This is a genomic window from Halomonas saccharevitans, assembly GCF_032333995.1.
In the GTDB taxonomy this organism is placed as follows: Bacteria; Pseudomonadota; Gammaproteobacteria; order Pseudomonadales; family Halomonadaceae; genus Halomonas; species Halomonas saccharevitans.
The window spans coordinates 919,362-946,037 of the sequence record NZ_JAVXUR010000001.1 but is presented as its reverse complement, the minus strand read 5'-3'; the positions used below and the strand labels follow the sequence as shown (position 1 = coordinate 946,037).

Annotated in this window: 24 protein-coding genes; 11 read left to right on the top strand and 13 right to left on the bottom strand. The window is 68.4% G+C overall.

Annotated features, from left to right (window positions below):
* Nucleotides 1–100: 100 nt before the first annotated feature.
* Together sucC and sucD are read left to right on the top strand one after the other, a co-directional pair.
* A complete protein-coding gene (sucC, locus tag RSO68_RS04385; protein WP_089847805.1) occupies nt 101–1,267 on the top strand; it encodes an ADP-forming succinate--CoA ligase subunit beta in 1,167 nt (388 codons plus the stop codon).
* Nucleotides 1,267–2,139: a succinate--CoA ligase subunit alpha gene (sucD, locus tag RSO68_RS04380; RefSeq protein WP_089847807.1), complete on the top strand. Its 873-nt coding sequence runs from the start codon at nt 1,267–1,269 to the stop codon at nt 2,137–2,139. Before sucC ends, sucD begins: the two co-directional genes overlap by 1 nt.
* A 204-nt stretch (nt 2,140–2,343) precedes the next feature.
* Here sucD and RSO68_RS04375 read toward each other — a convergent pair whose 3' ends face one another.
* The 5 genes from RSO68_RS04375 to RSO68_RS04355 form a co-directional block, all read right to left on the bottom strand.
* Complete coding sequence (locus tag RSO68_RS04375) at nt 2,344–4,284, bottom strand: exoribonuclease II (RefSeq protein ID WP_315585575.1); 1,941 nt, start codon at nt 4,282–4,284, stop codon at nt 2,344–2,346.
* 144 nt (nt 4,285–4,428) lie between these two features.
* A complete protein-coding gene (locus RSO68_RS04370; RefSeq protein WP_089847811.1) occupies nt 4,429–4,869 on the bottom strand; it encodes a universal stress protein in 441 nt (146 codons plus the stop codon).
* Between the two features lie 82 nt (nt 4,870–4,951).
* Nucleotides 4,952–6,025: a TIGR01620 family protein gene (locus RSO68_RS04365; RefSeq protein ID WP_315585574.1), complete on the bottom strand. Its 1,074-nt coding sequence runs from the start codon at nt 6,023–6,025 to the stop codon at nt 4,952–4,954.
* Entirely contained in the window at nt 6,022–7,416 is a 1,395-nt protein-coding gene (locus RSO68_RS04360; RefSeq protein WP_315585573.1) for a YcjX family GTP-binding protein, read from the bottom strand. Before RSO68_RS04360 ends, RSO68_RS04365 begins: the two co-directional genes overlap by 4 nt.
* Before the next feature lie 141 nt (nt 7,417–7,557).
* A complete protein-coding gene (locus RSO68_RS04355; RefSeq protein ID WP_089847815.1) occupies nt 7,558–7,776 on the bottom strand; it encodes a hypothetical protein in 219 nt (72 codons plus the stop codon).
* Between the two features lie 82 nt (nt 7,777–7,858).
* Here RSO68_RS04355 and RSO68_RS04350 point away from each other — a divergent pair, with 82 nt between their 5' ends.
* From RSO68_RS04350 to RSO68_RS04340, 3 genes are all read left to right on the top strand, one after another.
* Nucleotides 7,859–8,407 (top strand): DUF924 family protein, encoded by a 549-nt coding sequence (locus tag RSO68_RS04350; RefSeq protein ID WP_315585572.1) that lies wholly within the window; start codon nt 7,859–7,861, stop codon nt 8,405–8,407.
* A 120-nt stretch (nt 8,408–8,527) separates the two neighbouring features.
* Nucleotides 8,528–8,770, top strand: a complete 243-nt coding sequence (locus tag RSO68_RS04345; RefSeq protein ID WP_089847820.1) for a GlsB/YeaQ/YmgE family stress response membrane protein — start codon at nt 8,528–8,530, stop codon at nt 8,768–8,770.
* A 95-nt stretch (nt 8,771–8,865) separates the two neighbouring features.
* Nucleotides 8,866–9,933 carry an ion channel gene (locus RSO68_RS04340; protein WP_175535033.1) on the top strand — a complete coding sequence of 356 codons (1,068 nt, stop codon included), beginning with the start codon at nt 8,866–8,868 and terminating at the stop codon, nt 9,931–9,933.
* A 99-nt stretch (nt 9,934–10,032) separates the two neighbouring features.
* Here RSO68_RS04340 and RSO68_RS04335 read toward each other — a convergent pair whose 3' ends face one another.
* On the bottom strand, nt 10,033–10,647 hold the full coding sequence (locus RSO68_RS04335; RefSeq protein WP_315585571.1) for a hypothetical protein: 615 nt from the start codon (nt 10,645–10,647) through the stop codon (nt 10,033–10,035).
* A 195-nt stretch (nt 10,648–10,842) separates the two neighbouring features.
* Entirely contained in the window at nt 10,843–12,141 is a 1,299-nt protein-coding gene (gabT, locus tag RSO68_RS04330; RefSeq protein ID WP_315585570.1) for a 4-aminobutyrate--2-oxoglutarate transaminase, read from the bottom strand.
* A gap of 389 nt (nt 12,142–12,530) precedes the next feature.
* Here gabT and RSO68_RS04320 point away from each other — a divergent pair, with 389 nt between their 5' ends.
* The 3 genes from RSO68_RS04320 (at nt 12,531) to RSO68_RS04310 (ending at nt 17,088) form a co-directional block, all read left to right on the top strand.
* Nucleotides 12,531–14,996, top strand: coding sequence for a DUF1266 domain-containing protein (locus tag RSO68_RS04320; protein ID WP_315585569.1), 2,466 nt, complete (start codon nt 12,531–12,533; stop codon nt 14,994–14,996).
* 241 nt (nt 14,997–15,237) lie between these two features.
* The gene (locus RSO68_RS04315) at nt 15,238–15,819 is read left to right on the top strand and encodes a C40 family peptidase (RefSeq protein ID WP_089847830.1); all 582 of its coding nucleotides are present in this window, start codon (nt 15,238–15,240) and stop codon (nt 15,817–15,819) included.
* Nucleotides 15,820–15,828: 9 nt separating this feature from the next.
* A complete protein-coding gene (locus RSO68_RS04310; protein WP_315585568.1) occupies nt 15,829–17,088 on the top strand; it encodes an MFS transporter in 1,260 nt (419 codons plus the stop codon).
* Here the strand turns inward: RSO68_RS04310 and msrA are convergent.
* The gene (msrA, locus tag RSO68_RS04305; protein ID WP_315585567.1) at nt 17,010–17,642 is read right to left on the bottom strand and encodes a peptide-methionine (S)-S-oxide reductase MsrA; all 633 of its coding nucleotides are present in this window, start codon (nt 17,640–17,642) and stop codon (nt 17,010–17,012) included. The two genes, RSO68_RS04310 and msrA, sit on opposite strands and share 79 nt — an antisense overlap.
* 202 nt (nt 17,643–17,844) lie before the next feature.
* Here msrA and RSO68_RS04300 point away from each other — a divergent pair, with 202 nt between their 5' ends.
* Together RSO68_RS04300 and RSO68_RS04295 are read left to right on the top strand one after the other, a co-directional pair.
* Entirely contained in the window at nt 17,845–20,094 is a 2,250-nt protein-coding gene (locus RSO68_RS04300) for an FAD-dependent oxidoreductase (protein ID WP_315585566.1), read from the top strand.
* Nucleotides 20,094–20,756 (top strand): CDP-alcohol phosphatidyltransferase family protein, encoded by a 663-nt coding sequence (locus RSO68_RS04295; protein WP_089847838.1) that lies wholly within the window; start codon nt 20,094–20,096, stop codon nt 20,754–20,756. The genes RSO68_RS04300 and RSO68_RS04295 overlap by 1 nt, the downstream gene beginning before the upstream one ends.
* Before the next feature lie 161 nt (nt 20,757–20,917).
* Here RSO68_RS04295 and RSO68_RS04290 read toward each other — a convergent pair whose 3' ends face one another.
* On the bottom strand, nt 20,918–21,400 hold the full coding sequence (locus RSO68_RS04290) for an FKBP-type peptidyl-prolyl cis-trans isomerase (RefSeq protein WP_089847839.1): 483 nt from the start codon (nt 21,398–21,400) through the stop codon (nt 20,918–20,920).
* A gap of 241 nt (nt 21,401–21,641) precedes the next feature.
* Between RSO68_RS04290 and RSO68_RS04285 the strand changes: the two genes are divergently transcribed.
* Entirely contained in the window at nt 21,642–21,920 is a 279-nt protein-coding gene (locus tag RSO68_RS04285) for a hypothetical protein (protein WP_089847841.1), read from the top strand.
* Nucleotides 21,921–22,121: 201 nt separating this feature from the next.
* Here the strand turns inward: RSO68_RS04285 and RSO68_RS04280 are convergent, their stop codons facing one another.
* The 4 genes from RSO68_RS04280 to RSO68_RS04265 form a co-directional block, all read right to left on the bottom strand.
* Nucleotides 22,122–22,589, bottom strand: a complete 468-nt coding sequence (locus tag RSO68_RS04280) for an outer membrane lipoprotein (protein ID WP_089847843.1) — start codon at nt 22,587–22,589, stop codon at nt 22,122–22,124.
* Nucleotides 22,590–22,899: 310 nt separating this feature from the next.
* Entirely contained in the window at nt 22,900–24,498 is a 1,599-nt protein-coding gene (locus RSO68_RS04275; protein ID WP_315585565.1) for an isocitrate lyase, read from the bottom strand.
* A gap of 397 nt (nt 24,499–24,895) precedes the next feature.
* A complete protein-coding gene (locus RSO68_RS04270; RefSeq protein ID WP_315585564.1) occupies nt 24,896–25,330 on the bottom strand; it encodes a GNAT family N-acetyltransferase in 435 nt (144 codons plus the stop codon).
* A 63-nt stretch (nt 25,331–25,393) separates the two neighbouring features.
* On the bottom strand, nt 25,394–26,584 hold the full coding sequence (locus RSO68_RS04265) for a cupin domain-containing protein (protein WP_089847849.1): 1,191 nt from the start codon (nt 26,582–26,584) through the stop codon (nt 25,394–25,396).
* Nucleotides 26,585–26,676 lie beyond the last annotated feature (92 nt).

Here is a 26,676-nt window from a genome sequence, read left to right as displayed (position 1 = left end):
GGCCATGTATCGGAAGCGAACGGTGGTGACACGACACCCGCCGCCCCGAGGCGGCGGCCTTGTCACCGTTCGAGTCACATGCAACCAATGGCATGAATCGATGAACCTTCACGAGTATCAGAGCAAGCAGCTGTTTGCCGATTACGGCCTGCCGGTATCCAAGGGCTTCGCCGTCGACACCCCCGAGGAGGCCGCGGAGGCCTGCAAGAAGATCGGTGGCGACATGTGGGTGGTCAAGGCCCAGGTCCACGCCGGCGGCCGCGGCAAGGCCGGTGGCGTCAAGCTGATCAAGGATCCGGAGGAGGCCAAGACCTTCGCCGAGTCCTGGCTGGGCAAGAATCTGGTGACCTTCCAGACCGACGAGAAGGGTCAGCCGGTCACCAAGATCCTGGTCGAGACCTGCACCGACATCGCCAACGAGCTCTACCTGGGCGCCGTGGTCGATCGCGGTACCCAGCGCGTGGTCTTCATGGCGTCCACCGAGGGTGGCGTGGAGATCGAGAAGGTCGCGGAAGAGACCCCCGAGAAGATCCTCAAGGCCGAGATCGATCCGCTGGTCGGCGCTCAGCCCTACCAGGCGCGTGAGCTGGCCTTCGCCCTGGGCCTCGAAGGCGCTCAGGTGAAGCAGTTCACCAAGATCTTCCTGGGCCTGTCCAAGCTGTTCCACGACAAGGACCTGGCGCTGCTCGAGATCAACCCGCTGGTGGTGACCGACGAGGGTAACCTCCACTGCCTCGACGCCAAGATCGGCCTGGACGGCAACGCCCTCTATCGCCATCCGGACCTGCAGGCGATGCGCGACCCGTCTCAGGAAGACGCGCGCGAAGCCGAGGCAGCGGCATGGGACCTCAACTACGTGGCCCTGGACGGCAACATCGGCTGCATGGTCAACGGCGCTGGCCTCGCCATGGGCACCATGGACATCGTCAACCTGAATGGCGGCAGCCCGGCCAACTTCCTCGACGTCGGCGGCGGTGCCACCAAGGAGCGCGTGGCGGAAGCGTTCAAGATCATCCTGTCCGACGACAACGTCAAGGCCGTGCTGGTCAACATCTTCGGCGGCATCGTGCGCTGCGACATGATCGCCGAGGGCATCATCGGTGCCGTCGAGCAGGTCGGTGTCAACGTGCCGGTCGTGGTGCGTCTGGAAGGTAACAACGCCGAGCTGGGTGCCGAGAAACTGGCCTCCAGCGGTCTGAACATCATCGCTGCTACCAGCCTGACCGATGCGGCTCAGCAGGTCGTCAAGGCAGCGGAGGGCAAGTAATGAGCATCCTGATCGACAAGAACACCAAGGTCATCTGCCAGGGCTTCACCGGCGGACAGGGGACCTTCCATTCCGAGCAGGCGATCGCCTACGGCACCCAGATGGTCGGCGGCGTGACCCCGGGTAAGGGCGGCCAGGAGCACCTGGGCCTGCCGGTGTTCAACACCGTCAAGGAAGCCGTCGAGCAGACCGGCGCCGAGGCCAGCGTGATCTACGTGCCGGCCCCCTTCTGCAAGGATTCCATCCTGGAAGCCGCCAACGCCGGCATCAAGCTGATCGTCTGCATCACCGAGGGCATTCCGACCCTCGACATGCTCGACGTCAAGGTGAAGTGCAACGAGCTGGGCGTGCGCCTGATCGGCCCGAACTGCCCCGGTGTCATCACTCCGGGCGAGTGCAAGATCGGCATCATGCCGGGCCACATCCACAAGCCAGGCAAGGTCGGTATCGTGTCGCGCTCCGGCACCCTGACCTATGAAGCCGTCAAGCAGACCACCGACCACGGCTTCGGCCAGTCCACCTGTGTGGGCATCGGCGGCGACCCGATCCCGGGCTCCAACTTCATCGACATCCTGGAGATGTTCGAGAAGGACCCGGCGACCGAGGCGATCGTGATGATCGGCGAGATCGGCGGCACCGCCGAGGAAGAGGCCGCGGCCTACATCAAGGAGCACGTCTCCAAGCCGGTCGTCTCCTACATCGCCGGCGTCACCGCCCCCCCGGGCAAGCGCATGGGCCATGCCGGTGCGATCATCGCTGGCGGCAAGGGCACTGCGGACGAGAAGTTCGGCGCCCTCGAGGCGGCGGGCGTCAAGACCGTGCGCTCCCTGGCCGAGATCGGCGATGCCCTGAAGGTCGCTACCGGCTGGTAAGCCGCGCGACGTCAAGCATCGACAAAGGGCACCCTCGGGTGCCCTTTCTTGTGCTCGGCTGTCGGCGAATAACCAACGACTGCCGGCGTCAACGACCGGTCGCCGGTGTCGAGACAGCAGTAACGTTGGCACGGCAGTAACGGCCTCCAACGCAAGACGGCGACCCGAGGGTCGCCGTCCTGTGCCGCGTGCCGCTGGTGGGGGTCAGACCGCGGGGCGGCCGACCAGCGAGCGGGTCTCTTCGCGTGCCTCGGTCAGTGTCACGCGGATGACGTCGCCGAGCTTGAAGCGCTCCTCGCCCTCGACCTGGATGCGCCCGTCCTTGTCGTCGATCGCCACCTTCTTGCGGTCGCTGTGCATCAGCGGGGCCGGGATGAAGGCGGTGGCGCCGTTGGCGGTCAGGCGTACCCGCATGCCGCCGCGGTTGACCGCGATGACCTCGGCCTCGAAGGTCTCACCGGCCTCGGCCGAGGGCGTCAGGTAGCGCACGTAGAGCCAGTCCTTGACGTCGCGCTCGGCCATGCGATTCAGCCGGCGACGCTCGGTGAGCTGCTCGGTGAGCGCCTGGCTGGCCTCGGCCGGGGCCTGCTCGCCCTTGAGCACGCGCTTGATCAAGCGGTGATTGACCATGTCGCCGTACTTGCGGATCGGCGAGGTCCAGGTGGCGTAGGCGGCGAGGCCCAGGCCGAAGTGCGGACCGGGCTGCGCCGACATGCTGGTGAAGCCCTGGAAGCGGCGCAGGCGCGCGTCGAGCCAGGCGTCGTCGCGGCCCTCGAGCTCGCGCTTGAGCTCGGTGTAGCGGGAGAGCTCGGTGAGCTGCTCGTGCTCCACCTGGATGTCCTGCTCGGCCAGGAACTCCTGGGCGGCCTCGGCCTTCTCGGGCTCGAAGGCGCGGTGGACGTTGAAGATGCCGTGGCCGACGTGCTCGGCGAGCAGGTGCGCGCAGCAGGCGTTGGCGGCGATCATCGACTCTTCGATCATGCGGTTGGCGATGCGCCGATGCTCGGTGCGGATGTCCAGCACGTTGCCGGCGTCGTCCAGGTCGAAGACGAAGTCGGGACGATCCTTGAACACCAGGGCGTGAGCCGCGCGCCAGGCGCTGCGCGCCTCGGTCATGGCCGCCAGGGCCTTGAGCTGCTCACCGATCGCATCAACCGGCGCCCAGTCGCCCTGGCCCTCGAGCCAGTCGGAGACCCGATCGTAGGCGAGCTTGGCATGTGAGCGGGCGGTGGCGGCGAAGAAGCGGTAGTCGCCGAGGCTGCCGTCGGCGCCGATCTCCAGGGTGCAGGCCAGCACCGGGCGATCCTTGTTCTCCCACAGCGAGCATAGGTCGTCGGCCAGCTGCTCGGGCAGCATGGTGACGTTCTGGCCCGGCAGGTAGACGGTGAAGGCGCGGGTGCGTGCCTCCAGGTCGGCGGCGTGACCCTCTTCCACGTAGGCGGTGGGGTCGGCGATGGCCACCGTCAGCGACCAGCCGCCGTCTTCGCGGGTCTGGATGCGCAGGGCGTCATCCATATCGCGGGTCTTCTCGCCGTCGATGGTGAAGAACGGCTCGGCGGTCAGGTCCTCGCGCGTAAGGCCCTCGTCGCGCAGCGGCCAGTCGTCGCCGGCGTCCGGGCACTCCTGCTCGAGCGCGTGGCGCGCCAGGGTGACGCGCCACGGCACGGCGGGGTCGTCGGTCTTGGCCACCAGCTCGTCGATCTGGGTGAAGAAGGCGCGATCGTCGGGCTTGAGCGGGTGGCGTACCAGGCGGGCCACCACCCAGTCGCCGTCATTGATGCTCGCCTCGTCGAGGCTGCGCTTGATGCGCGCCTTCAGCGGGGTGTTCATGGTCGGGTGATCGGGAATCACCGCCAGGCGACCGTCGCGCTTCTGCACGCGGGCGATGAAGCGTGCCATGCCGGTCTCTATCAGGGTGTCGGGCTCCACCGACTTCTTGTCGCCCTCCTCATGGAGGACGGCCCCGACACGATCGCCATGCAGCACCTGCTTCATGGCGGGGGGCGGCACGAAATAGGAGTCACCGTCGTCGGTCTCGAGGAAACCGAAGCCCCGGTCGGTGGCCTTGATCACGCCCTCTACGCGAGGGGTGTTGTCGCGGATCTGTTGCTTGAGCTGAGCAAGCGCCGAATTGTTCTGCAGCATGGTCACGATCGGTTGGCGAGTAGGGGGGCCACTATACGGATTCGCGACCTCGCCGCCAAACGCCGCGGATGGCCCCTATGGGGAATCAATCGCTTGCAGTGACGACGCCGTTGCCTCGGCGCCGCCCGCTTCGCCAGGCGCCGCTCAGCGGACGGTGATTACGCTGCAGTCGGCGGCGTGGCCCACCTTGTGGGAGACGCTGCCGATCACCAGCCCCTTCAGATCGCCAAGGCCCCGGCTGCCCATCACGATGGCATCGACGTCGCGTCGCCGCGCCTCGTCGAGGATGGTGCGGGTCGGATCGCCCTGGGTGATCATCGTCTCGACATGGGAGACGCCGGCGTCGCGGGCGGCCTGCTCGGCGCGGTCCATGACCTTTCGGCCGGCCGCCTCGAGCTCCTCCTCGGAGGCCTTGAGGTCGACGGCGCCGATGCCCCACACCAGCAGCGTCTCATGGGCGAGCTTTTCGGGAATGTGCAAGAGGATCAGCGCCGTCTCTTTCTGCAGGGCCAGCTGGCAGGCCACGGACAGGGCCTTCTTGGCGTGTTCGGAGCCGTCGATAGGTACCAGGATGGAATGGAACATGACGCGGTCCTCCTTGCGAAGACGAGAGGTGGCTTCCTACCGATGAGCCTAGTCATCTCACGGGGCGCTGTCATGATCCGGATCAAGGATGGCGGGTCTTCTCCCGCGTGCGCTGCTCGCTGGCCTCCAGGCGCCTGAGCTGGCGCCACAGGTCACGTCGCAGGTCGGCCAGGCGGGGAGACTCCTCGGCGGTGAAGGCCAGCGGCCGCGCCAGGCGCTGGGTGCGCAGCCCCAGGCGGGCACCCAGCAGCCCGATGCCGAGTCCCTGGGCGGCCCGGGTCGAGAGCTTGCCGGCCAGGTTCATCGTCAGCATCTCCATGCTGGCTTCGCTGGCGATCTCGCTGGCGCCGGCGAAGGCCATCTGATAGAGCACGCCGCGCAGCAGCCGCAGGCGCGCCGCGTATCCGAGCTCCAGGCCATAGAGCCGGCACAGCCGATCGACCATCGCCAGGTGTCGCCAGGCCACCAGCGCCATGTCCACCAGGGTCAGCGGGCTGACCGCCACCATGATCGCCGTCTCGCCGGACATCCGCGAGATCAGACGGCTCGCCTCGCGATCCCGCGGCGCGAGCAGGTGGTGGTCGAGCAGCGCGCGAACGTCGCGCCCGTCGTGGTGGGGTTCCCGGGCCGCCAGGAAGGCCTGCCAGTGGGGGTGGTCGTCATCCAGGGCCAGGTCGCGGCGGAGCGCCTCGGAAAGCGTGCGCGCCTGGGCCGGGGTGGCCTCGGGCAGCGCGGCCAGGCGCTCGCGCAGTCGCGCGTGGCGGCTCAGGCGGCGCAGGCGCCAGAGTTCGCGCAGCACCGCCGAACCGCCGAGGCCGAGGGCCAGCAGCAGCAGCAGGCTCCAGGCGCCGGCCAGCCAGTCACCGCCGAGGCTTACGGCATAGAGGGTGTGGCCGGCCTCCAGCGCGCCCAGGCCGAGGCTGCCGCCAAGCAGCGCGGCGAGTCCCCAGCGACGCTTGCGCGGGCGCATCAGGCCCGCGTCCAGCGCCTCTGCCTCCCACTGCGCCTGGCGCTCTGTCTCGGCCGGAGGCCGGCTCGGCGCCTCATGATCGAACTGCCGGCCGGGTTGCGGGTCCTGCGGGGCGACGTCGTCGTGACTCTCGTCGAGGGGGAAGTGCTCCCCCGGGCGCGGGTCGGGCTCGCGAGGGGGCATCATGACAGCTTGTCTCCGATCAGCCAGTCCAGGGCGGCGTCCATGCGGATATGCGGCAGCGGCGTGCCGGGCTCGCGGGGCAGGGGGCGAAAGGCGGTGAAGGCGAAGCCCTGGCGGGCCCAGAAGTCGGCCCGGGGCAGGCGGTCCGGCACCTCGCCGGGAAACAGCAGCCGCGATTCGCCGTCGAGCGTCGTGCCGCGCAGGGCCGGCGAGCGACGCCCCTGCTGATTCACCTCGCGGCCCTCGGTGGCGCGAATTGCCGCCAGCGACAGAGCCTTGACCGGCACGTCGGAGAAGCGCAGGTCCTTGAGCGGCTCGGCGAGCAGCGCCTCGAGCAGGGCGACCAGGCGGCCATGCTGCTCGGGCGTGACGTGATCGGCCTTGGTGGCGGCGATGGCCAGGCGATCGATACGCGGCGCGAAGAGTCGCGTCAGCAGGCTGCGCTTGCCGTAGTCGAAGCTCTGCATCAGGCGCGACAGCGCCCGGGAGAGATCCTCGAAGCGCTCGGGCCCGGCGTTGAGGGCGCCGAGCACGTCGACCAGCACGATCTGTCGATCGAAACGCCGGAAGTGCTCGCGGTAGAAGGGCCGCACGATGTGCTGCTGGTAGTGGCGAAAGCGCCGGGCCAGGGTGGCATAGAGGCTCTCGGCCGGCAGCGCGGTGAGGGTCTCGCGGTCGGCCTCGGCGATGCCGGGCAGTGGAAAGAACTGCAGCACCGGGGCGCCCTCGAGTTCGCCGGGCAGCAGGAAGCGTCCCGGCTGCAGGTCGGCGAAGCCGGCCTCCCGGGCGGCCCGAAGCCCGCTGGCGTAGTGCTCGGCGATCTCGGCCAGGCGCGCCTCGTCGACCTCCTCGGCGGGGTCGAGCTTGGCCACCGCCGCCCGCCAGTCGGCGAACAGGGCGGCACGCTCGCTGCCGCCGTCGTGGCGCTGGGTCTCGCTCCAGCTCAGGTAGTCGTGGCCCAGCAGCGGCAGGTCGAGCAGCCACTCGCCGGGATAGTCGAACAGGTCCAGGGTCAGCTGGCGTGTCTCACCGCCAAACAGGCCGCTGCGCGAGGGCCGATAGCGAAGCGTCAGGCGCAGCTCGCTGATCCCGCGGGTCGGGTCTGGCCAGCGCGGTGGCTCTGCGTCCAGTGCCGCCATGGCCTGGTCGTAGGGGAAGCGCGGCACGCCCAGGTCCTGCTGCTGGACCCGGCGGGCGCCGAGCAGGCGTCCCTCGCGGGCGGCGGGCAACAGGTCGAGACGCGTCTCCAGGCCGGCATGGCGCAGCTGGTTGACCAGCGAGGTGAGGAAGGCCGTCTTGCCCGCGCGCGACAGGCCGGTCACCGCGAGGCGCAGCTGGCGGTCGCGGCCGCGCTCGAGCAGGTCATGGAGTTCACGGGGCAGGGAAGGGCGCATCGGGTATCCTGGCAGGCGGTTTTCGTCGCCCTAATGTGCGGGTCGCGTCGGCGCCTGACAAGAGACGCTATGACGCAACGCGCCGCCTCGCGCGGGGCTGAAGGGCGTAAAGCAGGGCGGAGGCATCGGCTGGCGGTGCACCTAGCTCGGCGGCATGGCCCCCGCCGGGATCGGCTGGACCACTCCGAACAGCTGCAGCAGCATGGGCGTGGCGGCGATGGCGAAGCCCAGAATCGCCAGGGTTCGGCCGAGCACTCGCCGCTCGGGACGCCGCGCCAGGGTCAGCCCCCCGATGCAGATCAGCAGGCCGAGGATATTGAAGACGTAACCGAGCATCTGCAGCAGTTCGAAGGTGGTCATGAGGCTCCCTTGTGGTGGGTGAGGAGGGGGACGGCTACCCTCTGATGGTATCAGCTTCATCCCGGTGCATGAGGAGGATCATATGGAGGAGCATCGTCCCGAGACGGTGATCGACTTCTGGTTCGGGGAGCTCAAGCCCGCCCAGTGGTTTCGCAAGGACGCGCGCCTGGACGCCGAGATCGCGCGGCGCTTCGAGGCGCTGCTGACGGCGGCCGGCCGCGGCGAGCTGTGGCAGTGGCGAGCCTCGGCCCGCGGGCGCCTGGCCGAGGTGATCGTGCTCGACCAGTTCCCGCGCCATATCCATCGCGGCTCGCCCCTGGCCTTCGCCTGGGACCCACTGGCCCTGGTGCTGGCCCAAGAGGCCGTCGCCCACCAGGCGGACCGCCTGCTCGACGTGGCCTGGCGCGCTTTTCTGTTCATGCCCTACATGCACAGCGAGTCGCTGGTCATCCACGACGAGGCGCTGCGCCTGTTTGCCCAGCCGGGGCTCGAGGAGAACCTGCGCCACGAGCAGCGCCACCGCGACGTGCTGGTCCGCTTCGGCCGCTACCCCCACCGCAATGCCGCCCTCGGACGCGACTCGACCCCTGTGGAGCGCGCCTTCCTCGACCGTCCCGGGTCGACCTTCTAGCGCGTTTCGCCCGCGAGAGATCGCCGCCTGAGCGCGTCGGGCTTTTCTCTCGTTCGCCGCCGAGGCACCATCGAGTCTTCGTGACCGATCGGGTCACCCCGCAAAAAAGGAGCGTGTTCCATGGGTATTATCGCCTGGCTGATCATCGGTGGCCTGGCCGGCTGGATCGCCGGCCATATCATGCGCGGCGGCGGCTTCGGCCTGCTCGGCAATATCGGCGTCGGCGTGGTCGGCGCTGTGGTCGGCGGCGGCCTGTTCAATCTGCTGGGGCTGCATGCCGGTGGCTTCGTCGGATCGCTGGTCACCGCCATCGTCGGCGCCGTGGCGCTGCTGTGGGTCATCGCCAAGGTCAAGAAGGCCTGACGCGTCCTCCGCCGGGCCGGGTCTGTTCGAGGGACACGGCTGGCGGGGTTATCTCCATGGCCCCGCCCTTGGCGGGGCCATCTCTAGGGACCCGCATGTACGTACTGAAACGACTCGGCGCCGTGCTGATCCGCGGCGTCGCCGATATGGGGTGGGGGGTGCTTGGCCTGCTGCTGCTTGGCTATCTGCTGCTCGCCTGGATCGGACTATCACTGGTCGGTGAAACGGCACTGGTCGCCTCGCCGACCGCCTTCCTCTATTACATGATCGTCACCACCTCCACCGTCGGTTACGGGGACGCCTCTCCGGTCACGCGAGGCGGTCAGCTGATGGTCGTGTTCTTCATCATTCCGGTGGGGATCGGGCTCTTCGCCACCCTGCTGGGCAAGGCCTCCGCCCTGGTGATCGCACAGTTCACCCGGCGCCTCAACGGGGAGCAATCGATCGTGCAGAAGGATCATATCGTCATCGTCGGCTACAACGCCTACACCGCGTCGCTGGTCGACCAGGTCCGCGAGGAGTCGCGGCCCGGGCAGGTGGTGGCGCTCTGCGTCGGCGCCGGCGCTCCGTCCCGCAATCCCTTCCTCGAGCAGGGCGTGGAGTACTTCCGCGCCGCCTCCCTGTCGGACGAATCGCTCTACGAGCGGGCCGCGGTCAAGAATGCCTCCCTGGTGGTGGTCGACGTCGAGGACGACAGCGAGACGAATCTCGTCTGCATGCACCTCTCCGCGCTGGTCGACGCGCGCTGCCGGATCACCGCCTACGTGAAGAACCAGATGGTGGGGCGGCTGCTCGAGACCCACTGCCCCACGGTGAACGTGATTCCCTCGCTGCACCAGAAGATGCTGGTCAAGGCCGCCGTCGATCCCGGCAGCGAGGAGGTCATGCGCCTGCTCGTCGATGCCGACCAGGCGCAAACGCAGTTCTCGACTCGCCTGGCGGGCCTCTCGGAGCAGGTGTCGGTCGAGCGGGTGACGACTCGCCTGCGGGCCCGCTGCCGAGCCTCGCTGATTGCGATCCGTCGGGGCGAGCAGCCATACCCGGTGCTCAACCCCGACGACGATGTCCTGCTGGCGGCGGGGGACGAGGTCTTCTATATCGCCGGGCGCCGGATCTCCCCCGAGGAAATGGCCGAGCATCTGGTGGCAGAGGTGGTGGACTGAGGGATGAGTGGGCGCGTGACCCGCGCAGATGACTGGCGCACGCGGATCGAACGGATGGAGAGGAGACGCGTGTCGAGGCGCGGCGTCGCGATAAGCGCCTCAGCCGGCCGGCTTGGGCAGGATGCGCCGGTAGCGATCCAGGCAGCGATCCAGCCAGTCGCCGTTCAGCGCGACGTCGCTGGCCGCGGCGGGTAGCCGTATCTCGAGCAGGAAGAGGCCGTGGCGCTCACTGTCGCGCGTGGTCAGGTGGCGGCCGAGTTGCCCGGCGAGATCCGGCGCCAGGGACTCGAGGCGCCGCCAGGTGAGCCGCAGGGCCTCTCGTTCGATCAGGTACTGGAAGCGTGCCGCGTCCTTCAGTATGGCCATGCCGCCCTGCGCCAGCCCCTGGGAGAGGCTCTCCAGGGTGCGATAGCCCGGGGCGCCGGCGGCCCGACAGGCGTGGGTACCTTCCACGAAGCAGTCCTCCCGCTCGGCGGGGTCCTCCGGCCAGCGGCCGCCGCGACGCCGTTCGGGGGTGGCTACGAACGGCAATACCACCGAGACGGCCGGCGTGCCGTCGTTGAGTCGGGCCTCGCGGGCGCCGATCATGCCGTGGGCCAGCTGTCCCTTTAGCCAGCGATAGTCGCAGGCCTGCTGGATACGAGCCCGGGCATCCTGGGCCGTGTGATGGGCCCCCTGCAGAGAGCGCAGCAGAGAGAGGGTGCGAAAGATCATGGCGCCATACCGATAGACAAGCGAGAAGACGAAGGCGCGAGCCGCGCTGTGGCGACCATAGCAGGGAATCGGTCCGATGGCCTCCCGGACCGGGCCCCGATGCAGGCCTGACGCAAGCCCTGACGCAAACCGCCCGGCTGGAGACAGCCGGGCGGTGGGTCGTGCGCCGGGGGGATATCCCGTCAGGGGCCCGCGTCAGGCGGTGGCGGCGCTCTTGCTGCCGACCAGCTCCTTGAGAGACTCCTCGACGATGGCCAGGCCCTCCTCGAGAACCTCGTCCTCGATGGTGACCGGCATCAAGAAGCGGATGGTGTTGCCGTAGAGGCCGCAGGAGAGCAGGACCAGCCCCTTCTCGCGCGCCTTCTTGCACAGCGCGGCGGCCAGGTCGGCATCCGGGGTGTGGTTGGCCCGATCAGAGACCAGGTCCATGGCCGCCATGGCGCCCAGGTTGCGGCCGAAGTCGACGCAGTCGAAGTCCTGCTGCCACTGGGCGAAGCGCTTGGCCAGCTTGTCACCGAGCGCCTGGCTCTTGCCGAGGATGTCCTCTTCCTCGAACACCTCGAGGACCGCCAGGGTCGCCGCACAGGAGACCGGGCTGCCGGTGTAGGTGCCGCCCAGGGAGTTGGGGCCGGAGGCGTCCATGACCTTGTCGGTGCCGACCACGGCAGAGATCGGCATGCCGTCGGCCATGCTCTTGGCCATGGTGATGATGTCCGGCTCGACGCCGCTGTGCTCGATGGCGAACAGCTTGCCGGTACGACCGAAGCCGGACTGCACCTCGTCGATGATCATCAGGATGCCGTGCTCATCGCAGATCTCACGGATCGCCTTGAGGAAGCTGGTCGGCGCCGGGTAGAACCCCCCCTCGCCGAGCACCGGCTCCAGTACGATGGCGGCGGTGTCCTTGGGGTTGGCATCGGTCTTCAGCGCCATCTTCAGGCCGCGCAGGGCCTCGTCCTCGCTGACGCCGTGGTAGGGCACCGGGTAGGGGGCACGGAAGACGTTGCCCGGCATGGTGCCGAAGTCGGTGGCGTAGGGGGCGACCTTGCCGTTCATGGCCATGGTCATGAAGGTACGGCCGTGGTAGCCGCCGTCGAAGCAGATGACGTTGTTCTTGCCGGTGGCCGCGCGGGCGACCTTGACGGCGTTCTCCAGGGCCTCGGCGCCGGAGTTGGCGAGCATCACCTTGGCATGACCGCGTACCGGGGTGACCTGGCTGAGCTTCTCGGCAACCCTCACGTAGCCCTCGTAGGGCATCACGGTCTGGCAGGTGTGCATGACACGGTCGAGCTGGTCCTTGACCGCCTGCACCACCTTGGGATGGCGATGGCCGATGTTGAGCACGCCGATGCCGCCGGCGAAGTCGATGATGCGGTTGCCGTCGGCGTCCCAGATCAGGGCGTTCTCGGCGCGGTCGGCGAACTGGGTGGCCGGGCTCGCGGCTCCGCTGGCCACGTAGCGCTGCTTGAGGTCGTTGAGCTGTGCGTTGTTCATGGGTCCTGACTCCTTGTTAGACGCTGCGGGCGATGACGGGTCGCCGACGCAGACCTATTTTAGTCCAGTGTGCTCATACGGGCCGTGGCGCGACCCTTCGCGTCCCGGGCCCGATTCCTTTACGCCGCAGAGGGGCAAGCTCGGTCAAGAGCATGCCCTCGCTACCGGTCACCATGCCATATTCGAGCCCCTCCATCACATACCAGATGCGACGCCAGTCGCGGACGATGGAAGGGCGCGCTGCCGCCAGGCCTGCGCCCCGGGCGTTTTTCTCGTGCAACGCCTTTACGGCCATCGGCGCTGGCACGGCTTTCCGGTACACTATGTCGCCGACTTGCTGCGCTTTGCAGCACCGCACGTTCCTGTTCCGCATGATGGCGAGGTGAGCCTTGGTCGATCCCCTTAATGCCTGGTGGGCCCAGCAGCTGGTGCTGTGTGACTGGGCCTTCGCTCCCGATCCCCTCACGGTGGATGCCGAGACGGCGGTTGCGCGACTCTCGGCGCTGGGGGTTGTCGACCGTGGCGAGCTGGGCTGGTGCCTGCTGGAGAGTCTCGGCACGGGCGGTCAGGTCGCTCCGGCCCGCCTTTTGGCAGGCCTCGAGCTCATCGCCCTGGCCGGTAGTGCCGGCTGGCTGTCCGAGGCACGCGCCCGAGGCTGGGCCCAGCAGCTGGCCGAAGAGATCGCCACGCACCACTCGAGCCTCGACGCCTGGCTGTCGGCGCTGCTGCGTGCCCGCAGTGCCGATGGCTGGGTGCGCGGCGACGACGGCTTCTATGAGGCCTGTGAGGCGCTGGCGGTGCTCGAACACGACGGCGCCGGCGTGACCTGGGAGATGCTGCAGGAGTGGCTCGCCCATCATCCCCGTCAGGCGCCACTCTGGCCGGCGGCTTCCGAGCACCAGGTCTGGCGGCTGCGCGCCGCCTTCTCGCCGGTGCTCGAGTTGCCGGCCGGCGCGCACGACTGGCAGCGTCTCGAGGCCTGGCTTGTCGAGGCCTGGCAGATCCATGATCGCGATGAGCTGCTGCGCAGCCTGCTGTGGCTGGCTGCTCAGGGCGATCGTCAGGGCTGGGATCTGGACGCCGCGCGTCTGCTCGAGGCCGATGGCGCGGCGCGCCGGCAGTGGCAGGATGCACTGGACGGGGTCGAGCGCGACTACGGTCGGGTGCTGCTCGGCTTCCTCGATCGCGGCGAGCCGCTGGAGTGGGCCGCCTGGGACTGGCTGCGCCTGGTCGACCTGGCCTGGGCCGGCGCCTGTCTGGGATGGCTCGATGAGCAGGAGGCTCAGGACTTCGCCCACCACGGCGCGGACCTGCTGCTGCGTCGCTACAGCGACTGGACGGCTCTGGTGCGGGGCTATCAGCGCGGCCGCAGCCTCTTCGAGGGGCGCAACATGCTGCCCGCGCTCGAGGCCGACTGGTCGCTGCTGCTGCACTCGCCGGTCAGCCCCTGGAAGACGTCACTGCAGGGGCTGGTCCCCGACGAGCTCATCGAGGCGTCGCGGGACGCCCTGCGCGCTTGGCGGCGCGATCCGCGCCACTGGGTGTTGGCGCTGGCGGCGGTGCGCGAGCCCGAGTTCACCGCTCGGCAGGGCACGACGCCGCCCGTGCTGCCGGCGACGCGGCGTGAAGAGGCGCGACACTACCTCGCCGAGACCCTCGATCTTCACGCCGACGAGGGCGTCGACGCACTCTCTCGCTACTGGCTGCCGGCCCAGGCCCATCACCTCAACCAGCTGGCCGCGGACGCCGCTCACGGGGCGCTGCCGGCGGCCGAGACGCCCTTCGGTCATGCGATCCCCAAGGAGCTGGCCGGTCGCGACGGCCTGAAGCAGGCCAGCCGCCACGCCGCGACGATCCACATGGCCGAGAAGTTCGCCTTCCACCTGCAGATGGCCATGGACAGCGGCGATTTCGATGCCACCCGCCTGGCCGCGCTGGCGCGATCCCTGCAGGGCTCGCTGTGCCGTTTCTATCCCGATGCCCGGCGCCTGCTGCAGGCCTGGGCCCAGTGGGAGAGCCTGCTTCCCGAGCCCGAACAGCCCCCGATGCTCGCCGAGATCCGCTGGCATCTGGAGGATCCCGGCAGCCTCTTCCACTGGCTCGACTGGCGGGTCGGAGAGTGGTGCGAGCCGGGCCCGCGGCCGACACTTTGGCACTTTACGGCCATGGCCCTCGTCGGTCCGCTCAACAGCCCGGCCTGGAGCCTGCCTCAGCCGGAAAGCCAGCGCGAGTGCGCGGCCATCCGCGAATGGGTCGACGGCCACTATGCCCTGCACGGTGCGGCCGAGCTCACCGAGTTCCTCGACTACCTGATCGAGGCGGGCGATCGCCAGGAGTACCAGATCAACTACGCCCCCTACACCCTCAACCGGGGACGGTTGGCCTCGGAGATCGCGATCCTGGAGAGCGACGAGTGCAGCGAGGAGGAGGGCGCCCATCTGCTGCGCCTGAAGCGGGTCAGGGACGACGAGGATGGCTGCAACGACATCGATCTGGCGGCCTGGGACATCGCCCAGGCGGTAGACCTGGCCATCGCCGGCCGTCAGCTCGGCTGGCTCGAGGAGCCGGCTTTCCTGCGCCTGCTCGAGCGGGCGCACGGCCTGGTCAGCGAGCACTATGCGGGCTGGGAAGAGTACGCCCGGGGCCTGCACGCCGGCTTCTCCTTCTTCATGGGCGAGACGCCCGAGCGCGAGAGCTTCCTGGCCGGTTTCCGCCAGGCGCTGGTGGCCTGGCTCTCCGGGGCGCCCCCCCTGGCCGGCGCCTGGGCCAGCCTCGACTTCCCCGGGGCGCGACCGCGACACTGGGCGCCGCTGCATATCGATACGCTGCCGGGCGATCATCGTACCCTCCACTGAGGGCTCGCCCCGCGACGCGGCTTTGGTTTATAGTCGGCTCGGCGCAGCGTCGCTGTCGGGCCATCGACCCGCGGCGTGCCGCCGAGAGGCCACTGTGGCAGTGCCCCCGGAACGTCAGGGAACACTGCCACAGCGACCATCCGCAGGAGCCGAGGGACGCGTCGCATCGATGGAGCGGATGCGGCCCCGAGAACGAGGACGTCGCAGGATGCTGGATGCGCGCGCGTGTCGTGTTGGAGTCATGGGAGTCGCCCTGCTGCTGGCGGGCTGTGCCTCATCCGGGGGTAATGAAGCCCCGGCGGTGGGTGACTACTTCGCCCGAGACCTGCCGGGCTTGCCCGGCGACCCTCGCATGTCGCCGGTGGATAACCCCATCCTCGAGGCCCGTGGCCTGCGCCATCCGCCCCCGCGGCTGATTCGTCGCGCCCTGCTGGCACAGCACGAGCGCTGGGTCGGCACCCCCTACCGGCTGGGCGGGGAGAGTCCCCGGGGCATCGACTGTTCCGCGCTGGTCCAGAATATCTTCAGCGATACCTTCCGCTTCGACCTGCCGCGCACCACCGGCGGGCAGCTGCGTGAGGGGCGTGAGGTCGAGCGTGATGCCCTGCGCCCCGGCGACCTGGTGTTCTTCCGCCCTCCCGGTGCCTATCGCCACGTCGGCATCTACGTCGGTGAGGGCCGCTTCCTGCACGCCTCCACCTCCCGGGGCGTGATGATCTCCGACCTCGACAACCGCTACTGGCAGCGCTACTACTGGCAGGCGCGCCGCACCCTGGAGCCGGTCCTGCTGGCCCGGCGTCTCGACGCCCTGGGTGAGGGCTGAGCGGGCGGCATGATCGCGGCGCGCACGCCCGCCTGGTGGCGCACCACCCTGGCGCTCTGCCTGGGCTCCTTCCTGGTCTTCATCAACCTCTACGCCCCTCAGCCGCTGCTGCCGGCGCTGCGCGAGGCCTTTGGGGTCTCGACGCTGGCCATCAGCCTGGTGATGTCCGTCGCCACGCTGTCGCTTGCCGCCTCGCTGCTGGTCTTTGGCCCGCTGTCGGACGCCATCGGCCGGGGCGCCATCATGCGCCTGACCCTGTTGGCATCCGGGCTGCTCTCGCTGGCCCTTTCGCTGGCGCCGACCTTCGAGGCCCTGCTGGTGCTGCGTGCGCTGCAGGGATTCGTGCTCGGCGGGTTGCCGGCGGTGGCCATCGCCTGGATGGGCGATGAGTTCGAACGCCCGGCGCTGCTCTCGGCGGTGGGGCTCTATATCGGCGCCAACTCGCTGGGCGGCATCGGCGGGCGGGTGGTCGGTGGCGCGGTGGCCGAGATCGGCGGCGCGTCGGCGAGTTTCCTGGCGGTGGGAGCCATGACGCTGGTCGGGCTGGCGCTGTTCTGGAAGCTGTTGCCGCCGGCGCGGGCCTTCACACCGCGACGCTTCGCGCTGGGTGGGGCCCTGGCCGATCTCGGCGCGCACCTGGTGACCCCGAAGTTGCTGGGGGCCTACCTGCTCGGCGGGCTCAACTTCATGATCTTCATCAACCAGTACAGCTATCTGACCTTCCGCCTGGCGGAGGCGCCCTTCGGGCTGGGCGCGCGGCTGTTGGGCCTGATCTTCCTGACCTACCTGGGCGGGACGCTCGGCTCGTCGCTCTCGGGGCGCCTGGCCGCGCGCTGGTCGCAGCCGGCGTGCATGATGTTGGGGATTCTAATTCTTGCGGGCGGCACGGCGATGACCCTGGCCGGTTCGCTTGGCTGGATCATCATCGGACTCTCGCTCAACGCCTTCGGCTTCTTCCTGGCCCACTCCATGGCCTCGAGTTGGGTGGGGCGTCACGCCCGTTGTGCCCGGGGCAGCGCCTCGGCGCTCTACCTGGTGTTCTACTATGGCGGGGCCAGCCTCGGCGGACTATGGCTCGAGCCGTTCTGGCGGGCCGCCGGCTGGCTCGGGGTGGCGCTGGCGTCGTGGCTGGTGCTGGGGGCCACCCTGGCGCTCGCCGCCTGGCTCTGGTGCGGCGAGCGCCGCGAGGCTCAGGGTGCCGCGCTGGCACCGGCTTCCTCGCCCCAGACCTCCTCTAGCCGGTCGACGCGGCCGCAGGCCGACTTGTAGAAGTTGTAGCGCACCCGATTCTCGGCGTAGTAGTTCTGATGGTAGTCCTCGGCCGGGTAGAAGGCGTCGAAGTCGCTGATCTCGGTGGCGATCTCCTGGTCGAAGCGCTCGGCGACTTCCTCGCGGCTGGCCTCGGCCAGGGCATGCTGCTCGTCGTCCATGGGGAAGATGGCGCTGCGATAGGAGGCGCCCTTGTCGCAGAACTGACGATCCACGGCGAAGGGATCGATGTTGCGCCAGAACACGTGCAGCAGCGTCTCGTAGTCGACCCGGTCGGGATCGTAGTCGACCTTGACCGCCTCGGCGTGACCCGTGCCGCCGGCCACGACCTGCTGGTAGGTCGGGTCTTTCGTGTTGCCACCGGTATAGCCCGAAGTGGTGGCGGTCACGCCACCGACCTTGTCGTAGGCCTCTTCCATGCACCAGAAACAGCCGCCGGCGAAGACCGCGCTGTCCGACTCCGCGCTGGCCTGAGAGGGGCTCCCCAGCAGAATGGCTGCCGGCAGGGCCAGCAGCGATAAGTGTCGCAGGGTCGGGGAGGAGGACAGATTCATGGATGGCTCCGTTGGTGAGAGGTGTTAGATTAGAGGCTATCGATTGCCTAGAGTTCCGTACAAGCCCTGTTCAACAATATACGCAGTGTAAGGGACCTCGCCCCAAGGCGACAGAGGAGCGTTCTCATGCCGGGCCGCCGCTGATGCCATGCGGTCCCTGCGCTTTTCGATACCTTCTCATCTTCACGACCAGGAGCCTCTCTTGACTCGACGACGCCTGATACTCGCGGCCTTGATCGCACTGCTGGTGGCGGCCTATTTCCTCACCGGCGCCCACGAGGTCCTGACCCTCGAGAACCTGCAGGCCGAGCAGCAGCGCTTCCAGGCCTGGCTGGCCGCCGACCCCCTGACCGTCGCCGGCGGCTTCTTCCTGATCTATGTCGTTATCACGGCGGTCTCGCTGCCCGGTGCAACGCTGCTGACGCTGCTCGGCGGGGCGCTGTTCGGCCTCGGCTGGGGGCTTCTGCTCATCTCCTTCGCCAGCAGCCTGGGGGCGACGCTCGCCGCGCTGATCGCCCGCACCCTGGCGCGCGAGCCGCTGGAGCGGCGTTTCGCCTCCCAGCTTGCGCGCATCAACGCCGGCATCGAGCGCGAGGGGGCCTTCTATCTCTTCACCCTGCGGCTGATCCCGCTCTTTCCCTTCTTCGTGATCAACCTGGTGATGGGCCTGACCCGCATGCGGCTCACGACCTTCTACTGGGTCAGCCAGCTGGGCATGCTGCCCGGCACCGCGGTCTACGTGAACGCCGGCCGTGAGCTTGGCAACCTGGAGTCGCTGGGCGGCATCCTCTCGCCGGGCCTGATCGGCTCCTTCGTGCTGATCGGCCTCTTCCCCTGGCTGGCGCGTGGCCTGGTGGCCATCGGCAAGCGCCGGCAGCTGGCCCGTCGCTTCGAGCGTCCGGCGCGGTTCGATCAGGACATCGCGGTGATCGGCGGCGGCTCGGCGGGGCTAGTGGCGAGCTACATCGCCTCGGCGGTCAAGGCGCGAGTCGCGCTGGTCGAGCGCGACCGGCTGGGCGGCGATTGCCTCAATACCGGCTGCGTGCCCTCCAAGGCCCTCATTCGCACCGCACGCATCGTCAGCGAGATCCGTGAGGCGCCCCGCTTCGGCGTCACCGCTGGTGAGCCCGAGGTGGATTTCACCGCGGTGATGGGCCATGTGCACCGGGCCATTCGCGAGGTGGAGCCCCATGACAGCCGCGAACGCTATGAGGGGCTAGGCGTGGAGGTGATCGCAGGCGATGCCGTTCTCGAGGATCCCTGGCGGGTGCGGATCCGCGAAGGCGACGCGGAACGGGTGATCACCACTCGCCACGTGATCATCGCCAGCGGGGCGCGCCCGCGGGTGCCGCCGCTGCCGGGCCTGGAGGCCATCGAGGTGCTCACCTCGGATAACCTCTGGCAGCTCGAGACTCTGCCCGAGCGGCTGGTGGTGCTGGGCGGCGGTCCGATCGGCTGCGAGCTGGGCCAGAGCTTCGCCCGGCTGGGCAGCCAGGTGTCGCTGGTGGAGATGGGCGAGCAGCTGCTGCCCCGGGAAGATCGCGACGTGGCCGGCGAGCTCGAGGCGCGGCTGGACGAGGAGGGCGTGTCGGTGCGCCTCGCCACCCGGGCGCGGCGCGTGTTGTCCGACGATCACGGCGGCCACGTGCTGGAGGTCGAACACAGCGACGAGCACGGCGAGGCGCACCTCGAGCGCTTGCCCTTCAGCCACCTGCTGGTGGCGGTGGGGCGTCAGGCCAACGTCGCGGGGATGGGCCTCGAGGCGCTGGGTGTCGAGACCCGCAGTGATGGCACCCTCGCCGTGGACGAGACCCTGCAGAGCGTGCTGCCCAACGTCTGGGCCTGTGGCGACGTGGCCGGTCCCTATCAGCTCACCCATGCCAGCGCCCATCAGGCCTGGCACGCCACGGTGAATGCGCTGTTCGGCGAGCTAAAGCGTTTTCGCGTGAGCTATCGGGCCCTGCCGGCGGTCACCTTCACCGACCCCGAGGTGGCCCGCGTCGGCCTCAACGAACGCGAGGCCCAGAAGCAGGGCGTGGAGGTCGAGGTGACCCGCTACGCCCTGAGCGAACTGGATCGTGCCATCGCCGAGGGCAGCACCGAGGGCTTCGTCAAGGTGTTGACCGTGCCCGGGCGTGACCGCCTGCTCGGTGCGACCATCGTGGGCCCGGGTGCTGGCGAGATGCTGGCCGAGTTCACCCTGGCGATGACCCAGGGCATCGGGCTCAATAAGCTGCTCGGGACCATCCACCCCTATCCGACCCACAGCGAGGCGGTCAAGGCGACGGCGGGGGTGTGGAAGAACGCCCACAAGCCCGAGCGTGTGCTGGGCTGGCTGTCGCGCTACTTCGCCTGGCGGCGCGGTAAGGGGGATGAGACAGCCGCTGGGAAAGCCGCCGAGACAGCGGTCGAGCAATCGACCGAGCAAACGACCGAGAAGGGGGGGCAGTAATGCTCGATCGTTGGACCATGCCCCTCACCCAGGCGCCGCTGACGCGCCTGGCGCGGTGCCTAGCAAGATGGCGGGTGCGTCCCGACCAGGTGACGGTGGCGGCCTTCCTGATCGGCATGCTGGCGCTGCCGTTGCTAGCCCTGGAGGCGTACCTGCCGGCGCTGGCCGCGATCCTGCTCAATCGGCTAGGCGACGGGCTTGACGGTGCCCTGGCCCGGCTCTCGGGCCAGGACAGCGACGCCGGTGGCTTCCTCGACATCGGCCTGGACTTCGTCTTTTACGGGGCGGTGGTGCTCGGCTTCGCCCTGGCCGATCCGGCCGCCAATGCCCTGGCGGCGGCCTTCCTGCTGTTCGCCTTCATCGGCACGGGCACTTCCTTTCTGGCCTTCGCCATCATGGCCACGCGTCACGGCCTGGAACGTCCGCGCTTCCAGCAGAAGGCGTTCTACTACCTGCACGGGCTGACCGAGGGTACCGAGACCGTGCTGGCCTTCGTGGTGTTCTGCCTGTTTCCCGACCACTTCGTGCTGCTCGCCACGCTGTTCGCCGCGGCCTGCCTGCTGACCACCGCCACCCGGCTAGGGGGCGGCTATCGCACCCTGCGGGCCTTCGAGACGAAGGATGAGGTGGTGGCGCGGGCCCGGCAGGAGTCCGTTCGCTGAGGTGGGGCCTGGAGGCGGTCGACCCGCATCCGGGCGACCCGCATCCGGGCGACCCGCATCCGGGCGACCCGAAACGACGAAGGGGCAGCCAGTGGCTGCCCCTTCGCGTCGTGTCATGCCGTATCCGCCGTCGCTCGGCGGGCATGCTCACGGCAAGACGATCAGTGCTCGTGACCGCCTTCACCGTGCACGTGGCCGTGCTCGACCTCTTCCTCGCTGGCCTCGCGGACTTCGGCGATTTCCACGTCGAAGTTCAGGGACTGGCCGGCAAGCGGGTGGTTGCCGTCGACGGTGACGGTGTCGCCATCGATCTGGGTCACGGTGACCATCAGCGGGCCGCCCTGAGTCTGAGCCTGGAACTGCATGCCGGGCTCGACGCTCTCGACGCCCTGGAAGGCATCGCGCGGCACTTCCTGCACCAGCTGGGGCTGAATCTCGCCATAGCCTTCTTCCGGGGCAACCTGTGCCTGGAGCTTGTCGCCAGCCGCGCGACCTTCCAGTTGCTTCTCGAGGCCCGGGATGATGTTGCCGGCGCCGTGGAGGTAGGTCAGCGGCTCGCGGCCTTCCGAGCTGTCCAGCACTTCACCTGCGTCGTTGGTCAGGGTGTAGTGGAACGCGACAACGGAATTCTGCGCAATCTGCATTGAAGAACCTTTCGGTGAGTGCATTTGGCCAGCCATGGTAACGCGCCGGTCAAGCGGCTGTCAGGGGCATTGAGGAAATTCAGGATGCGCCGGGCGAGCCTGAGCGGCATTCACCCTGGCGCGCCGGCCGGTTCGCCAGTGAGGGACCTTCGGACTGTTGCGTGGTCTATCGGGCAGGGATACCCTGGCAGATCAAGATTTCTGCCCCCCTTTTTCGTCCGCCTTTTTCCTGGAGAATGCCATGACCCCGATCCTGATCTGGCTGATTGCCTTCGCCGTCGTCCTGACGCTCTTGCTCAAACGCTGGGATGCCTCGATCAACCGCGGGCTCGATGGGCTGCTGCCCGCCGTGCTGCGCAGCGAGGATGACCGCTGGGTCTGGTGTCCGGCGCTGGCGGTGCTGGTCGCCACCGCCGTGGTACAGCCGGTCGATCTGCTGCTCACGCTGATCGTCATCGGCGTGCTGGCGCTGGTCGGCACCAAGCTGGCCGGCTGGGCCATGAACAAGGTGCAGCACTGAGACCAGACGGAGTCTGCTGCGAGGGCGAAGCGCCCCCGCCGATGCGCTCGTCAGACCTCCAGCACTGACGCATTGAAAAAGGCCCGCGGATTACTCCGCGGGCCTTTTTTTGCCGGTCAGGTTTATGTCGGCCAGGTTTATGTCGGCCAAGTTATGCCGGTCAGATTCAGGCCGGCCCGGTCGCCGGCATCATCACCGCCCTCAGTAGGGCGCGACGCTGGCGTTGGATCCGCTGCCGATGATGCGCACGCGCTGGCCCACCTGGAAGTTCTGCTCGGCCTTCTGGACGATGACCACGCTCTGGCCGTTGTCCTGGCGGATCTCGATCTCCCAGGCCGGGATCAGGTTGCTGGACTCCTCGATCCGCGAGCCGGCCAGGCTGCCCGCGATCACCCCGGCCGCCGTAGCGAGGGTGCGGCCCGAGCCGCCGCCGACCTGGTTGCCCAGCAGGCCACCGATCACCGCGCCGCCGCCGGTGCCGATCAGCCCGCCGGCACGGCTGTCGGCCTGGATCTGCACCTGGCGCAGGGCGGTGATGGTGCCGAAGGTGACGGACTGGGCCGCCTTGGCCTGGTTGCCGCTGTAGACGTTGCCGGAGTAGGGCGAGGTGTTGGCGCAGCCGGCCAGCGTCAGGACGCTAAGGGCGAGAACGGGAAGAAGGCGCTTCATGAGGAGATCTCCTTGATGTCCTTGAGGAACACTCGGTCATGCAGGGACGGCCAAAGGTTAATGGACAGTGTTCGCTAATGAGTCTAACCATCGCGAGGAGGCTTGGCCAGCGTTCTGACCATGATGATGGAAAGTCTAGCGCCGGGGCGAGGCGAGGAGTATGAAAACAATCAGCAGAAAACTGTCAGCAGAAAACAGTAAGCATGAAAAAGGGAGGCCATGAAGGCCTCCCCGGGTTCTGCGATGAGGGGCAGCGATCGCCCAGGCGGATTGTCTCAGGCGAACTGCCCCGGGCGATCGGGCCGCGTCCTCAGCCGAACTGGTTCATGGTGTTGTCCTTGCCGCCGGCCTTCAGTGCCGCCTCGCCGTGGAAGAACTCCTTGTGGTCGTCGCCGATGTTGGAGCCGGCCATGTCCTGGTGCCTGACGGTGGCGATGCCCTCGCGGATCTCCTTGCGCTGCACGCCTGCCACGTAGGCCAGCATGCCCTCGTCGCCGAAGTAGCCCTTGGCCAGGTTGTCGGTGGACAGGGCCGCGGTGTGGTAGGTCGGCAGGGTGATCAGGTGGTGGAAGATCCCCGCCTCGCGGGCGCCGTCGCGCTGGAAGTTGCGGGTCCACTCGTCGGCAAGCCTGCCAAGCTCGGTCTCGTCGTACTTGGCGTTCATCAGGTCGGCGCGCTCGTAGGCGGCGACGTCCTTGCCTTCCTGCTCCCAGGCGTCGAAGACCTGCTGGCGGAAGTTCAGGGTCCAGTTAAAGGACGGTGAGTTGTTGTAGACCAGCTTGGCGTCCGGGCAGACCTCGCGGATGCGGTTGACCATGCCGGCGATCTGGCCGACGTGGGGCTTCTCGGTCTCGATCCACAAGAGGTCGGCACCGTTCTGCAGGCTGGTGATGCAGTCGAGCACCACGCGGTCCTCGCCGGTGCCCGGCTTGAACTGATAGAGGCCGGAGGCCAGGCGCTTGACCTTGACCAGCTTGCCGTCCTGCTTGATCACCACGTCGCCGTTGTCGATGTCGGAGGCGCTAGCGATCTCGTCGCCGTCCAGGTAGCTGTTGTACTGGTCGCCCAGGTCGCCCGGCTCGTCGGTCACGGCGATCTTCTGGGTCAGGCCGGCGCCCAGGGAATCGGTGCGGGCGACGATTACGCCGTCCTCGACGCCGAGCTCCAGGAAGGCGTAGCGCACGGCGTTGATCTTGGCGATGAAGTCTTCGTGGGGCACGGTGACCTTGCCGTCCTGGTGGCCGCACTGCTTCTCGTCGGAGACCTGGTTTTCGAGCTGGATGCAGCAGGCACCCGCCTCGATCATCTTCTTGGCCAGCAGGTAAGTGGCCTCGGCGTTGCCGAAACCGGCATCGATGTCGGCGATGATCGGCACGATGTGGGTCTCGTGGCCGTCGATCTTGGCGATCAGCTCATCGGCCTTCTTCTCGTCGCCGGCCTTCTTCGCCTCTTCCAGGTCGCGGAACAGGTGGTTCAGCTCCCAGGTGTCGGCCTGGCGCAGGAAGGTGTAGAGCTCCTCGATCAGCGACGGCACGCTGGTCTTCTCGTGCATGGACTGATCGGGCAGCGGGCCGAACTCGGAGCGCAGCGCGGCGACCATCCAGCCGGAGAGGTAGAGGTAGGAGCGCTTGGTGGTGTTGAAGTGCTTCTTGATGGAGATCAGCTTCTGCTGGCCGATGAAGCCGTGCCAGCAGCCCAGCGACTGGGTGTACTGGGAGCTGTCGGCGTCGTAGGCGGCCATGTCCTCGCGCATGATCTTCGCGGTGTAGCGGGCGATGTCCAGGCCGGTCTGAAAGCGGTTCTGTACCCGCATGCGGGCGGCGTGCTCAGGATTGACGTTGTCCCACTTGCCTTGCTGGGCTTCGCGCAGTTGAGCCAGTGCCTTGAGTTCGTCTTTGAATGTCGTCATGGGGCCATCCTTCAGGTCAGGAGTGGAATCTCGCGATCGCAGCCATCCGTCGCTACGCCTCGCCAAAGTCGCCAGCTGCATCACTCGGCCAAGCCTATGAATTCGGAAAGCCTTATGCTGCACCTGCGAAGTGTGTTCAGGTTCCATCACTGCCGAGAGGTTGTCTCTACGGCCTTGGTCGAACCCTGGCGAAGAGTGGAGGGGCGGTGTTCAGCGCCGGTAAGGCCGGGTGAGCGACGACCCTTCTTCCCTCGCCATGGATTCCACTATGGCCCTGCATGGCGGGCGCGAACAATTGACCCTTGGCCGCAGAGGGCGTTGTAACTCGACTACAGGAAGGCGGCGGGCGCCGCCTTTTGTGTAGTCGAATGCCGAGGGTGGCGTGGCGGGACTCGGCTCAATCCTGAAGCGGAAGTTGCATGTTGCGGTGCGCAATGCCGGCGTCCATGAACTCGCCGCCGACGGCTTCGAAGCCCAGCCGCTCGTAGAAGGCCAGGGCATGAGTCTGGGCGGCGAGCTCCACCCGCGGGTGGCCGTCGCGACGGGCGGCCTCGATGGCGGCCTGCATCAGGGCCACCCCGATGCCGCAGCCGCGCGCCTCATTGAGCACCGCCACCCGGCCGATGTGGGCGTCCGGCAGCAGCCGCGCGGTGCCCACGGGGATGCCGTCCTGCAGGGCCAGGAAGTGGCGACAGGCGCTGTCGCGCCCGTCCCACTCCTCCTCGACGGGGACGCACTGCTCCTCGATGAAGACGACGCGACGGATCGCGGTGGCTTCGGGGCCAAGGGCCTCCCAGCTTCCTTCACGAATTTCCACGCTTTTCTTATGCACGATGGGCCCCTCCCGGCCGGATCATGGTTCCCTTGCTCCTTGCTCCTTGCTCCTTGCTCCTGGTCACTCCTCGAACTCGTCGGGCCAGGCGAGGCTGCCGGCGTCGCGCAGGGCGCCGAGCAGCGCGGGCGCCTCGTCGTAGGCCAGCAGGGCCGCGTCCAGAGGGGTGTCGGAGGCCAGCAGGCGGGCCAGCGGCAGGGCGCACACGACGCCGTCGCCATCGGCGAATAGCGTCGCCCGGGACTCGTCGAGAGCCCGCCAGGCGAAGCGCGACCCGGGGCTTCTCACCAGCTGCTCGCCCTCCTGTAGTGCGGCGACAAGCGCCTCGGGCTCGGTCGGCGTCTCGGTGGGCACCAGCTGGTCGGCGTACTTGGGCTGAGTCATCACTCGGCCGAACCACTGGGCCAGCTGGGCCGGATCATCGAGGGTATCGAGGATCAGCCGGCGCATGCGGGCCACGGCGGCATCGTCGAGCTCGGCGGGATCCGCCGGTGGCGCCATGCCGGCGTCGCCGTAGCGCTTCGAGGACGGCAGCTGCTCGCCGAGATAGTCGGCGTAGGAGGTGATGGCCTCGTCCGCCGAGGGCGCGCGGAAGCCGACCGAGAGTGTCAGGCAGTCGTCGGACTGGCTGACGCCGTGATGGGCCCAGGCGGGGGGCAGGTAGAGCATGTCGCCCGGTTCCAGGACCCAGTCCTGGTCGGCCTCGACCTCGAAGCGCTCGAGGATGCGCAGGTCGATGCCGTCGAGGATCGGCGCCTCGTCGGGAACCTGGCCGCCGAGCTGCCAGCGGCGGGTGCCCTGGCCCTGCAGCAGGAAGACGTCGTACTGGTCGACGTGGGGGCCGACGCTGCCGCCGGGCGGCGCGTAGCTGACCATGACGTCATCGAGGCGCCAGCGCGGCAGGAAGGTGAAGTGCTCGAGCAGCGCGGCGACCTCGGGCACGTAGTGATCCACGGCCTGTACCAGCAGGGTCCAGTCGCGCTCGGGGAGCTGGGCGAAGGTGGCCTCATCGAAGGGGCCGTGGCTGACCTGCCAGGGGCGCTCATTCCCCTCTGCATCGCGGCCGCGCTCCTCGACCAGGCGGGCCTCGATGCCCTCCTCGCAGGCCAGGCCGGCGAGCTCATCGGGGGCGAGGGGACACTCGAAGTCGGGGAAGGCGCCGCGGATCAGCAGAGGCTTGCGCTGCCAGTGGTCGCGCAGGAAGTCGGTGGCAGAGAGGCCGCCGAGCAGGGTGAGGGGTTCGTCTGGTGACATGGTCTCGCGCTCGCGAAGGGGTGAAACGGCGACAGGCGCCGTCGGGCGCCTGTCGGGATACTAGCATGTGTGCCGAGGGCCAGCCGTGACAG